We start from the raw sequence: 13,524 nt of genomic DNA, 5'->3' as shown, positions 1-13,524 counted from the left end.
GTTTTGTAGATTAGGTGTTTGACAGCTGCCGTCCGTGAGGTTCGGCAGCTGTTCTGTGTTTAATCTATTCGCAGAATAGGTTGTCATTACTTATTCATTGATCTCAATCGTATACCCTCCTTTGAAAGTTTCTTTCGGTTGCAGGTGTTGCATCCAGCCTTTGTCTTTGTATTCGCCTGTGTAATGTGCGCGGTCGCAGCGACCGTACCACGGTTCGATGCAGACAAAAGGGGCATTCTTTGCAGGCGGAGACCATAGACCGACTACGGGAGCATGAAAGTGCAGGCTTAAATAAGCTTTCTTTTCCTTGGTATAAAGGGTCACTTTATGGATTTGCTCATTCTCTATTATCAAAGCATCTTTATCGAAAGTATGTGTATCCAATGGCAATAACCCGTCTGTAAGTTCCAGAGAATATTCAGTGGAAGGATCTGCACATCCTTTTTCTGAAATGAGGATATACTTCAATCCTTCTTCCTTGTCAAAACCGAAGAAACCACGATTCTGTGTATCTGCATTAAAATCCGGCCAATAGAATGCAGGATGCGCACCGATTTGAAAATACATTTCTTTTTCTCCGGTATTCTTAACTTCCCATATAACCTCGATCTGCTTACCCTGAATACGATAACCTATTTCCAGACAAAACGGGAAAGGAAATTTCCATAATGTCTCTTCATTACTGACAAGGCGGTATCGTACTTCGTCTTCTTTCTCTGAAACAAGAGTAAATTCCATATCGCGGGCAAAGCCGTGTTGACTCAATGTATAAGCGATACCTTCATTACGATACTGGTTTTCCCACACACTTCCTACAATCGGGAAAAGTACAGGAGAGTGGCGTTTCCAAAAAGCAGGGTCGGCTTGCCACAGATACTCTTTCCCATTGGCGAAGATACTGCAAAGTTCGGCTCCATGCGGAGATACCTGAATAGTAAGTTGTTCGTTGGAGATTGTTTTCATATCATTCAGTTTTCTGTTGGTTACTTTGAGTGATTATATGCTTGTTATATGAATAATATCCCTTTTTACAAGGACTTAAATTACTATACAAAGGTAGTATTTTCTATGATTGAGAGAGAATATAATCCCGACTTTCTTATGATGGAGAATTATTCTTATAAAACCCTATAAAATAGCGTTCTATGCAACATATCTTACAGCATTTGAAACATTTTTTTCAGTCGGTTGACTTAAATCAACCGTAATTTGCATCATCGAAAAGAGAAAATTCGTACTTTTAAATTAATAACATTAAACTAATGCCTGGTATCATGAAGAACAAAAAACTTCTTTGCAGCGTTTGTTTCCTGTTTGCTTTCATGTCGGCCCTGTGGGGGCAAAACATAACGGTGAAGGGAAACGTTACTTCTAAAACGGATGGGCAACCGATTATCGGTGCTTCTGTCGTTGAAACTACAGCTACAACCAACGGAACAATTACAGACTTCGATGGTAATTTCACTCTTTCAGTTCCGGTCAACTCTACTTTAAAGATTACGTATATTGGTTATAAACCGGTGACCGTAAAAGCGGCTGCTATCGTTAATGTACTACTGGAAGAAGATACCCAGATGGTAGATGAAGTTGTCGTAACAGGTTATACTACACAGCGTAAAGCCGACCTGACAGGTGCTGTTTCTGTAGTAAAAGTAGACGAAATCCAGAAGCAAGGTGAAAACAATCCGGTGAAAGCCCTTCAGGGACGTGTCCCCGGAATGAACATCACCGCTGATGGTAATCCGAGTGGATCGGCTACCGTACGTATCCGCGGTATCGGTACGCTGAACAATAACGACCCGCTTTATATAATCGACGGTGTTCCTACCAAAGCCGGTATGCACGAACTGAATGGTAATGATATTGAATCCATTCAGGTTTTGAAAGATGCCGCATCCGCTTCTATCTACGGTTCGCGTGCAGCGAACGGCGTGATCATCATTACTACCAAACAAGGAAAGAAAGGACAGATCAAAATCAATTTCGACGCTTCTGTTTCCGCCTCCATGTATCAGAGTAAAATGAACGTACTGAACACTGAGCAATACGGACGAGCTATGTGGCAAGCCTACGTGAACGACGGTGAAAATCCGAACGGTAATGCTTTGGGATATGCTTACAATTGGGGATATAATGCCGACGGCAATCCGGTATTATACGGAATGACTCTTTCCAAATACCTGGATTCAAAGAATACAATGCCTGTGGCGGACACAGACTGGTTTGACGAGATCACTCGTACTGGTGTTATTCAGCAATACAATCTTTCCGTCAGCAACGGTTCGGAGAAAGGTTCTTCTTTCTTTTCTCTGGGATATTACAAGAATCTGGGTGTTATCAAAGACACGGACTTCGACCGTTTCTCGGCTCGTATGAACAGCGATTATAAGTTGATTGATGATATCCTGACCATCGGTCAGCATTTTACATTAAATCGCACGTCGGAAGTGCAGGCTCCGGGTGGAATTATTGAAACCGCACTGGACATTCCTTCCGCTATTCCCGTATATGCTTCGGATGGTTCATGGGGCGGACCGGTAGGCGGATGGCCCGACCGTCGTAACCCTCGTGCCGTACTTGAATACAATAAAGACAACCGATACACTTACTGGCGTATGTTCGGTGATGCCTATGTCAATCTGACTCCTTTCAAGGGATTCAATCTACGTTCCACTTTCGGTCTGGACTATGCCAACAAGCAGGCACGTTACTTCACTTATCCTTATCAGGAAGGAACGCAGACCAATAATGGCAAGAGCGCAGTGGAAGCCAAGCAGGAACACTGGACGAAATGGATGTGGAACGCCATTGCTACCTACCAACTGGAAGTAGGCAAACATCGTGGAGATGTAATGGTAGGTATGGAGTTGAACCGTGAAGACGACAGCCATTTCTCCGGATACAAAGAAGACTTCTCTATCCTTACCCCCGACTATATGTGGCCCGATGCAGGTAGTGGCACGGCACAGGCATACGGTGCCGGTGAAGGTTATTCACTCGTCTCTTTCTTCGGCAAAATGAACTATTCTTATGCCGATAGATATCTGCTTTCGTTAACTCTCCGTCGGGACGGTTCTTCCCGGTTCGGTAAAAACCACCGTTATGCCACTTTCCCTTCCGTATCTTTGGGATGGCGCATCACACAGGAGAACTTCATGAAAGAACTGACCTGGCTTGATGATCTGAAATTGCGTGCTTCGTGGGGACAGACCGGTAATCAGGAAATCTCCAACCTTGCCCGTTATACTATCTATGCACCTAACTATGGTACAACCGATTCTTTCGGCGGACAGAGCTACGGTACGGCATACGATATCACAGGTTCTAACGGTGGCGGTGTACTTCCTTCCGGTTTCAAACGCAACCAGATCGGTAACGACAATATCAAATGGGAAACAACGACACAGACCAATGTCGGTATCGACTTCAGCCTGTTCAAGCAATCACTGTACGGTTCACTGGAATACTACTACAAGAAAACAACAGATATCCTGACTGAAATGGCAGGAGTAGGAGTGCTGGGAGAAGGCGGCAGCCGTTGGATAAATTCGGGTGCAATGAAAAACCAGGGTTTTGAATTTAATCTGGGTTATCGTAACAAGACTGCCTTTGGACTGACTTACGACCTGAACGGAAACATATCCACTTATCGGAATGAAATTCTTGAATTGCCGGAAACGGTAGCTGCCAACGGCAAGTTTGGTGGTAATGGTGTGAAGAGTGTAGTCGGACATACTTACGGCGCACAAGTCGGTTACATTGCTGATGGCATTTTTAAGTCGCAGGATGAAGTAGACAACCATGCTACTCAAGAAGGCGCTGCTGTCGGCCGTATCCGTTACCGTGATATTGACCATAACGGTGTGATTGACGAAAGAGATCAGAACTGGATTTATGATCCTACTCCCTCTTTCAGCTACGGATTGAATATTTATCTGGAATATAAGAACTTCGATCTGACAATGTTCTGGCAAGGCGTTCAGGGAGTGGATATAATCAGTGACGTGAAGAAGAAAAGCGATTTTTGGAGTGCTTCCAATGTCGGTTTCCTGAATAAGGGAACCCGTTTGCTTAATGCCTGGTCACCTACGAACCCAAACTCTGATATTCCGGCATTGACCCGCAGTGATACGAACAATGAACAGCGTGTCTCTACTTACTTCGTAGAAAACGGTTCTTTCCTGAAACTGCGTAATATCCAGTTAGGATACACCGTTCCCGCTGTTATCTCCAAAAAAATGAGAATGGACCGCTTGCGTTTCTATTGCAGTGCACAGAATCTGCTGACCATCAAGAGCAAGAATTTTACCGGAGAAGATCCGGAGAACCCGAACTTTTCTTATCCGATCCCTGTGAATATCACGTTCGGACTTAACATCGGATTTTAACTTACTTCATCAATAAAACGAATGATCATGAAAAAGATAATATATATAGCAACAATCGGAATTACCTTGCTGACAACCAGTTGTGACGATTTTTTGGACCGTCAGGTTCCTCAGGGTATTGTGACCGGTGATCAGATCGCTTCTCCCGAATATGTAGATAATCTGGTGATTTCTGCCTACGCCATCTGGGCGACAGGTGATGATATCAACTCTTCCTTCTCTCTCTGGAATTATGATGTACGTTCCGACGATTGCTATAAAGGCGGTTCGGGAACAGAAGACGGCGGTGTGTTCAACGCACTGGAAATATCCAAAGGTATCAATACCACCGACTGGAATATCAATGATATATGGAAAAGACTGTATCAATGCATCACCCGTGCCAACACAGCTCTGCAATCACTCGACCAAATGGATGAAAAGACCTATCCGTTGAAGAACCAGCGCATTGCCGAAATGAGATTCCTGCGCGGACACGCTCACTTCATGTTGAAACAGCTGTTCAAGAAGATCGTTATTGTAAACGATGAAAACATGGAACCGGATGCTTACAATGAACTGTCGAATACCACTTATACCAATGACGAGCAATGGCAAAAGATAGCAGACGACTTCCAGTTTGCCTACGACAACCTGCCGGAAGTACAAATAGAAAAAGGACGCCCTGCACAGGCAGCCGCTGCTGCTTACCTTGCAAAAACTTACCTGTATAAAGCTTACCGCCAGGACGGAGCCGATAATGCCCTTACCGGAATCAACGAAGAAGACCTGAAACAGGTCGTGAAATACACCGATCCCCTGATCATGGCTAAAGGCGGTTACGGACTGGAAACGGACTACAGTATGAACTTCCTGCCGCAATACGAAAACGGTGCAGAGTCTGTATGGGCCATTCAGTATTCCATCAACGACGGTACTTATAACGGTAACCTGAATTGGGGAATGGGACTGACCACTCCGCAGATACTGGGCTGCTGCGACTTCCATAAGCCGAGCCAGAATCTAGTGAATGCTTTCAAAACCGATTCGCAGGGAAAGCCCTTGTTCAGTACCTACGACAATGAGAATTACGAAGTGGCTACGGACAATGTCGATCCCCGTCTGTTCCATACGGTGGGTATGCCGGGCTTTCCTTATAAGTACAACGAAGGTTACATCATCCAGAAGAATGATGACTGGAGCCGCAGCAAGGGACTTTATGGATATTATGTTTCTCTCAAAGAGAATGTAGATCCCGATTGTGACTGTCTGAAGAAAGGTTCTTATTGGGCCAGTTCTCTGAATCACATTGTGATCCGTTATGCAGATGTATTGCTGATGCGTGCCGAAGCACTGATTCAGTTGAACGACGGACGTATCACCGATGCCATCTCATTAATCAATGAGGTACGCAGCCGTGCTGCCGGAAGCACCATGCTGATCTTCAATTATAAAGAAGACTACGGAGTGAACTTCAAAGTGACTCCTTACGACCTGAAAGCTTACGCTCAGGACGAAGCCATGAAAATGCTGAAATGGGAACGCCGCGTAGAGTTCGGTATGGAAAGCTCACGTTTCTTTGACCTTGTAAGATGGGGAGAAGCCAAAGATGTCATCAATGCTTATTACGTGACGGAAGCATCCCGTTGCTCTATCTACAAGAATGCGGGCTTTACGGAAAATAAGAACGAATATCTTCCTGTTCCATTCGAACAGATCAGCGCAAGTAATGGAAATTATACACAGAATTTCGGTTGGTAACTAACCATCTTAAAACAAAGAATACAATGAAATCAATCATAAAACAACTTTATACTATCCTGTTGGTGACTGTGGCATGCCTTACAGTCACAGGATGTAGTGATGACTTCAAATCCGGCCTTCGTCTGGACGGAGATGTTTGGGTGAACTCTATCCGGCTGGATGAATACGCAGGAACTGTCGACTATCAGAATAAGGCAATCGTAGTAGGAGTGCCCTACGATTACGATATTACCCGCATGGTGGTCACAGAAATGAATCTTTCCGAAGGAGCCAAGGCTAGCATCGCTATCGGTGAGACAATCGACTTTTCTCTTCCCGTATCTTTGACGGTGAAGAATGGCGATGTACAAATGAGCTACACGATTACTGTGAAGAGAGATGAGGCGAAGATACTGACCTTCAAATTGAATGATACTTATGTAGGAAAGGTAGACCAGTTATCGAAAACCATTTCTGTAGTCGTTCCGCTGACAGTGGATATCACTCAGTTGAAAGGTACGTTTACCGTAACGGACGGAGCTACCGTGACTCCGGCATCCGGAAGTATTCAGGACTTTACGAACCCCGTTACTTACACGGCAACTTACCGTTCGGCAGTAACTCCTTATGTGGTAACGGTTACTCAGGGAAATGTGATTCCGACTGCCTTTGTCGGTACGGCTTCTTCCGTCAGCCTTCTGACGAGTCCCGAAGAGAAAGCCGCTGCCCAATGGATGATGGATAATGTATCGATGTCCGAATATATCTCATTCAAGGATGTAGTGGACGGAAAAGTGGATTTAGGTAAATATACCGCTATCTGGTGGCATTTCCACGCAGACAATGGTGACAATCCTCCTTTGCCGGATGACGCGAAAGCGGCAGCGGAGAAGTTTAAAGTCTACTATCAGAATGGTGGTAATCTGCTGCTGACCCGTTACGCTACTTTCTATATCGCCAATCTCGGCATCGCCAAAGACGAGCGTGTACCGAACAATAGCTGGGGAGGAAACGAAGACTCGCCCGAAATCACCTCTGCTCCGTGGAGCTTCCTGATTACTGGTAGCGAATCACATCCGTTATTCCAGGATTTAAGATGGAAAGATGGAGACAAGTCGACAGTCTATACCTGTGATGCCGGCTATGCGATCACCAATAGCACAGCGCAGTGGCATATCGGGACAGACTGGGGAGGTTATGACGACCTGAACGCATGGCGTAACCTGACAGGAGGAATCGATTTGGCACATGGAGGCGACGGGGCGGTAGTCATTGCCGAATTTGAACCGCGTTCCAATAGCGGACGTACGCTCTGTATCGGTTCCGGCTGCTATGATTGGTACGGCAAGGGAGTAGACGCTTCTGCCGACTACTATCACTACAACGTAGAGCAAATGACTCTCAATGCAATCAACTACTTGTGTAAATAAAAAGAATAAGCAACAATGATGAAAAATATGATCTTACCTATAGCATTTACCGCACTGATAGCTTCGATGACTGCTTGCAGTGACGAGACTGACCCCATCTTGACTCAGAAAGACTGGGACGGTACAGCCACATACTTCCAATCGAGTGATGAGCATGGCTTCTCGATGTACTATAAGCCACAGGTCGGCTTTGTAGGTGACCCGATGCCATTCTATGATCCGGTTGCCAAGGACTTTAAAGTGATGTACCTGCAAGATTACCGTCCGAACCCCGAAGCTACGTACCATCCCATTTTCGGGGTGGCTACCAAAGACGGTGCTACTTACGAATCTCTCGGCGAACTGATTTCCTGCGGAGGGCGTGACGAACAGGATGCTGCCATCGGCACAGGAGGAACGATCTATAACCCTGCCGACAAACTGTATTATACCTTCTACACCGGTAATAAGTTCAAGCCTTCTTCCGACCAGAATGCTCAGGTAGTGATGGTAGCTACTTCTCCCGATTTCAAGACATGGACCAAGAACCGTACCTTCTACCTGAAAGGAGATACGTATGGTTATGACAAGAATGACTTCCGTGACCCGTTCCTGTTCCAGACCGAAGACGGTGTGTATCACATGCTGATCGCTACCCGCAAGAACGGAAAAGGGCATATCGCCGAATTTACCTCTGCCGACCTGAAAGAGTGGGAATCTGCCGGAACCTTTATGACCATGATGTGGGATCGTTTCTACGAATGTCCGGATGTATTCAAGATGGGGGACTGGTGGTATCTGATTTATTCGGAACAGGCTTCCTTCATGCGTAAAGTACAATATTTCAAAGGCAGAACGCTGGAAGATTTGAAAGCAACTACCGCCAATGATGCCGGAATATGGCCGGACAATCGTGAAGGAATGCTGGACAGCCGCGCATTCTATGCCGGAAAGACCGCTTCCGACGGAACAAACCGCTACATTTGGGGTTGGTGTCCCACACGTGCCGGAAATGATAATGGAAATGTTGGTGATGTAGAACCCGAATGGGCAGGCAATCTGGTAGCACAACGTCTGATTCAACACGAAGACGGTACTTTAACCCTCGGAGTACCCGATGCAATCGACCGTAAATACACTTCCGCACAAGAAGTGAAAGTAATGGCAAAAGATGGTAACGTGATCGAAAGCGGTAAAACCTATACTTTGGGCGAAGGTGCCTCCGTCATCTTCAACCGTCTGAAAGTACATAACAAGATTTCTTTCACCGTAAAGACCGCTTCGAATACGGACCGTTTCGGAATCTCTTTTGTACGTGGAACGGATTCCGCTTCCTGGTATAGTATCCATGTCAATGCCGATGAAGGCAAAGCGAATTTTGAGAAAGACGGTGACGATGCCAAATACTTATTCGATAATAAATTCAATATTCCGGCAGATAATGAATATCGTGTGACGATTTACAGTGACCAGTCCGTCTGCGTGACTTATATCAACGACCAGTTATCTTTCACCAACCGTATCTACCAAATGCAGAAGAACCCGTGGTCACTCTGCTGTTATAAAGGTGAAATAACTGTATCAGACGTTCAGGTAAGCACTTATTGATGAAAACTACACCGGCAAGTAACATCTTTTACAGCGTTTGAAACAAAAGTGATAGGCGCTAACCTTGGAAGCGCCTATCTTTGCACTGTAACAACTATCAAAAGTATAACAACCTTAATACCATAGAACATGAATGTATTTTTGCCTGTCAAACAACTTCAGACCTTTCTGATTTGTTTTATTCTCATGACTATTTCTGTTTCAACCCGAGCGGCGGATTCTCCTTTGCTGATTAAGAATCTGGGAGAAGGTCATTGCCTTGTACGTGTCAATACTTCCCAGAAGTACCTGCTTCTGCCCGTAGAGGATGCGTCTCCCGATGTACGTATCAGCATGATCGTTAATAATAAAGAGGTGAAAAACTTCGACGTGCGTCTCGCCATACATAAAGTAGATTACTTTGTTCCGGTAGACCTTTCCGACTTTTCCGGCAAAACGGTCTCTTTCAAGTTCAAGATGAACTCCAACGATCCGATCCGTGTCAATCTTTCGCCGGATAATACCGCTTGCTGCAAGGAAATGAAACTCTCCGACACCTTCGATACGACCAACCGTGAAAAGTTTCGTCCGACCTATCACTTCTCTCCCCTTTACGGATGGATGAACGACCCGAACGGAATGGTCTATAAAGACGGTGAATACCATCTTTTTTACCAGTACAACCCTTATGGCTCCAAATGGGGAAACATGAACTGGGGACACGCTATCAGCAAAGACCTCGTAAACTGGGAACACCGCACCGTTGCGATAGCACCGGATGCGCTCGGTACTATCTTCAGCGGCTCTGCCGTGGTAGATCATAACAATACAGCCGGCTTCGGAGCAGGCGCAATCATCGCCATTTATACACAAAACAGCGACCGTCAGGTACAAAGCATCGCTTATAGCACTGACAACGGACGCACTTTCACCAAATACGAAAACAACCCCGTACTTGTATCCGAAGCTCGTGACTTCCGCGACCCGAAAGTTTTTTGGTACGAAGCAACAAAACGCTGGATCATGGTGCTCGCAGTGGGACAGGAAATGCAGATTTTCTCTTCTCCCAATCTGAAAGACTGGGCATTTGAAAGCAGCTTCGGCGAAGGATACGGTGCTCACGGCAACGTATGGGAATGCCCCGATTTATTCGAACTTCCGGTAGAGGGCACCAACGAAAAGAAATGGGTATTGCTTTGTAGCCTCGGTGACGGTCCTTTCGGTGACTCCGCTACTCAATACTTTATCGGTAGCTTCGACGGCAAGAAATTTAGTTGTGACAATCAGCCGAATGTCACGAAATGGATGGACTGGGGAAAAGACCATTATGCTACAGTTACTTGGAGCGATGCCCCCGACAACCGCCGTATCGCCATTGCATGGATGAGCAACTGGCAATATGCAAATGACGTGCCAACTTCTCAATATCGTAGTCCGAACTCCGTTCCTCGTGATTTGAGTCTCTTTGCCATCGACGGTGGGATTTATCTTCAATCCGCTCCTTCTCCCGAATTGTTGAAACTGCGTGACGTTTCCAAAAAGCGCTCGTTCAAGGTTAACGGAACACGTATCGTGAAAGATTTGATTCCGAACAATGAAGGTGCTTACGAAATAGAATTATCCCTCAAGAATCAGCAGGCAGAAGTCATCGGTTTCCGTCTCTACAATGACAAGGGTGAAGAAGTAGATATGCAGTATGACATGAAAGAGAAGAAATTCTCGATGGACCGTCGCAAGAGTGGCGAGGTAAGTTTCAACGAAAACTTCCCGATGCTGACTTGGACTGCGATAGGGGATAAGGATGAAATGAAACTCCGCCTGTTTGTAGACAGATCAAGTGTAGAGGCTTTCGGTGACGGTGGACGCTTCGCTATGACCAATCAGGTATTCCCTTCGGAACCTTACAATCATATCAGCTTCTACAGCAAAGGCGGCGCCTATAAAGTAGATTCATTCGTGGTTTACAAACTAAAGAAATAAAAAACGACTTTCTTCTCCCTGCGCTCTTTTTGATACACGCTAACATACCTTTATCCGTGCGTTAACATGCCTTTATGTTCTCCTTATGTATAGGAGATAGATAGCGTTTCACCTACGTGATACGATCTGTTCATTACTGTGATAAGGCCTTATCACCCTTGTGATACGGTCTGTTCACAGCCGTGATAAGCAAAGAAAATAGGAGGCTAAAAGAAAAAGGATCAATGGGAAAGGAAATTAATTACTGTGCTAATATACGAAATTATAATAGATAAAACAATGGAAAATACTAAAAACGCTTCTCTCTCCAAGCTAGTCCCGGTGATGCTTTGTTTCTTCGCCATGGGATTCGTTGATCTGGTGGGTATTGCCTCCAATTATGTAAAAGCAGACCTGGGTCTGACAGACTCACAAGCAAACATCTTCCCTTCATTGGTGTTCTTCTGGTTTCTGATTTTCTCCGTACCGACAGGTATGCTGATGAGCCGTATCGGTCAGAAGAAAACCGTGTTGCTCAGTTTGATCGTGACTTTTGCTTCTTTACTGTTGCCTGTCTTCGGGGACAGTTACGCACTGATGCTGATTTCTTTTTCCCTGTTAGGTATTGGAAACGCACTGATGCAGACTTCACTGAACCCGCTTCTTTCCAATATTGTTCGTGGTGACCGTCTGGCAAGCAGCCTTACCTTCGGACAATTTGTGAAAGCGATCGCTTCTTTCCTTGCACCGTACATTGCCATGTGGGGAGCAACGCAGGCGATTCCTTCTTTCGATCTGGGGTGGCGTGTATTATTCCCTATTTATATGGTAATAGCCATCCTTGCCATTCTGCTGCTCAACGCGACACAGATTGAAGAAGAGAAGGAAGAAGGCAAACCTTCCACTTTCGGACAGTGCCTGGCATTGCTCGGCAAACCGTTTATCTTGCTTTGTTTTATCGGAATCATGTGTCACGTTGGTATCGACGTTGGTACAAACACTACTGCGCCTAAGATTCTGATGGAACGTATCGGCATGACACTGGATGATGCTGCTTTTGCAACCAGCCTCTATTTTATCTTCCGTACGGCAGGCTGTTTTCTGGGATCATTCATCCTGCGTCAGATGTCTCCGAAATCTTTCTTCGGTATCAGTGTTGTTATGATGCTGGCTGCTATGGTAGGGTTGTTCATCTTCCATGATAAGACGGTGATTTACGCTTGTATCGCTCTGATCGGTTTTGGTAATTCGAATGTGTTCTCTGTTATTTTCTCGCAGGCATTGCTTTATCTGCCGGGAAAGAAAAACGAAGTTTCCGGTCTGATGATTATGGGACTCTTCGGAGGAACCGTTTTCCCGTTGGCTATGGGAGTTGCTTCGGATACTTCTATGGGGCAGAATGGTGCGATTGCTGTGATGACAGTCGGTGTACTTTACTTGCTGTTCTATACCTTCCGTATCAAAAAATAATTTTATATTTGGAAAACAATTAAATCCGTAGATCATGAATAATATAATTGTAGGAATGGGCGAAGCATTATGGGATGTATTGCCCGAAGGAAAGAAGATAGGCGGTGCTCCGGCTAATTTCGCTTATCATGTTTCACAGTTTGGTTTCGACAGCCGTGTAGTAAGTGCGGTGGGCAATGACGAACTGGGAGATGAAATCATGAAAGTATTCAAAGAAAAGCAACTCAAAACTCAGATCGAGCGGGTGGATTACCCTACCGGTACGGTGCAGGTGACACTGGATGACGAAGGGGTGCCCTGTTACGAAATCAAAGAAGGAGTGGCATGGGATAACATTCCTTTCACGGACGAACTGAAGCGGCTGGCTTTGAATACGCGTGCCGTTTGTTTCGGTTCGTTGGCTCAACGCAATGAAGTGAGCCGTGCTACAATTAACCGATTCCTCGATACAATGCCCGATATAGACGGACAGCTGAAGATATTCGACATCAACCTCCGTCAGGACTTCTACACGAAAGAAGTATTGCGCGAGTCTTTCAAACGCTGCAACATTCTGAAGATAAACGATGAAGAACTGGTGACAATCAGCCGTATGTTCGGTTATCCGGGCATCGACTTACAGGATAAGTGCTGGATTCTATTGGCCAAGTACAATCTGAAAATGTTGATTCTTACTTGCGGTATCAATGGTAGTTATGTGTTTACTCCGGGAGTCGTTTCTTTTCAGGAAACGCCGAAGGTTCCGGTAGCCGATACGGTAGGAGCGGGGGATTCCTTTACTGCTGCTTTCTGTGCTTCCATTCTGAACGGCAAGTCTGTTCCCGAAGCTCATAAGCTGGCTGTCGAAGTTTCCGCTTATGTTTGTACGCAGAGCGGTGCAATGCCCGAACTTCCGGTTATTCTGAAAGACAGATTGTTGTAGAATCTCTTTAAATTCAAAAAGAGGGTGAATTCTAAGTCCTCTCCAAACAATATCTATAAAATCTTAC

At 45.4% G+C, this 13,524-nt stretch carries 8 protein-coding genes; 7 read left to right on the top strand and 1 reads right to left on the bottom strand.

The window, feature by feature from the left end; all coding sequences use genetic code 11:
• Positions 1–90: 90 nt before the first annotated feature.
• Positions 91–963 carry an aldose 1-epimerase family protein gene (locus DW640_RS10510; RefSeq protein ID WP_022469961.1) on the bottom strand — a complete coding sequence of 291 codons (873 nt, stop codon included), beginning with the start codon at positions 961–963 and terminating at the stop codon, positions 91–93.
• A gap of 311 nt (positions 964–1,274) precedes the next feature.
• On the opposite strand from DW640_RS10510, the gene DW640_RS10505 reads away from it, so the two are divergent.
• From DW640_RS10505 to DW640_RS10475, 7 genes are all read left to right on the top strand, one after another.
• A complete protein-coding gene (locus tag DW640_RS10505; RefSeq protein WP_170848655.1) occupies positions 1,275–4,388 on the top strand; it encodes a TonB-dependent receptor in 3,114 nt (1,037 codons plus the stop codon).
• Positions 4,389–4,415: 27 nt separating this feature from the next.
• Positions 4,416–6,128: a RagB/SusD family nutrient uptake outer membrane protein gene (locus DW640_RS10500; protein ID WP_008767780.1), complete on the top strand. Its 1,713-nt coding sequence runs from the start codon at positions 4,416–4,418 to the stop codon at positions 6,126–6,128.
• Positions 6,129–6,154: 26 nt separating this feature from the next.
• Positions 6,155–7,540, top strand: a complete 1,386-nt coding sequence (locus DW640_RS10495) for a DUF4960 domain-containing protein (protein WP_008763287.1) — start codon at positions 6,155–6,157, stop codon at positions 7,538–7,540.
• 18 nt (positions 7,541–7,558) lie between these two features.
• Positions 7,559–9,127 carry a glycoside hydrolase domain-containing protein gene (locus tag DW640_RS10490; RefSeq protein ID WP_048698303.1) on the top strand — a complete coding sequence of 523 codons (1,569 nt, stop codon included), beginning with the start codon at positions 7,559–7,561 and terminating at the stop codon, positions 9,125–9,127.
• A gap of 129 nt (positions 9,128–9,256) precedes the next feature.
• Entirely contained in the window at positions 9,257–11,086 is a 1,830-nt protein-coding gene (locus DW640_RS10485) for a DUF4980 domain-containing protein (RefSeq protein ID WP_117578053.1), read from the top strand.
• A gap of 279 nt (positions 11,087–11,365) precedes the next feature.
• Complete coding sequence (locus DW640_RS10480) at positions 11,366–12,535, top strand: sugar MFS transporter (protein ID WP_117578052.1); 1,170 nt, start codon at positions 11,366–11,368, stop codon at positions 12,533–12,535.
• A 34-nt stretch (positions 12,536–12,569) separates the two neighbouring features.
• The gene (locus DW640_RS10475) at positions 12,570–13,457 is read left to right on the top strand and encodes a carbohydrate kinase (protein WP_117578050.1); all 888 of its coding nucleotides are present in this window, start codon (positions 12,570–12,572) and stop codon (positions 13,455–13,457) included.
• The last annotated feature ends 67 nt before the right edge of the window (positions 13,458–13,524 follow it).

Origin of the sequence: Bacteroides sp. AM23-12 (assembly GCF_003434395.1) — a bacterium.
Classification (GTDB): domain Bacteria; phylum Bacteroidota; class Bacteroidia; order Bacteroidales; family Bacteroidaceae; genus Bacteroides; species Bacteroides thetaiotaomicron.
This window is presented reverse-complemented; position numbering and strand designations above follow the sequence as displayed.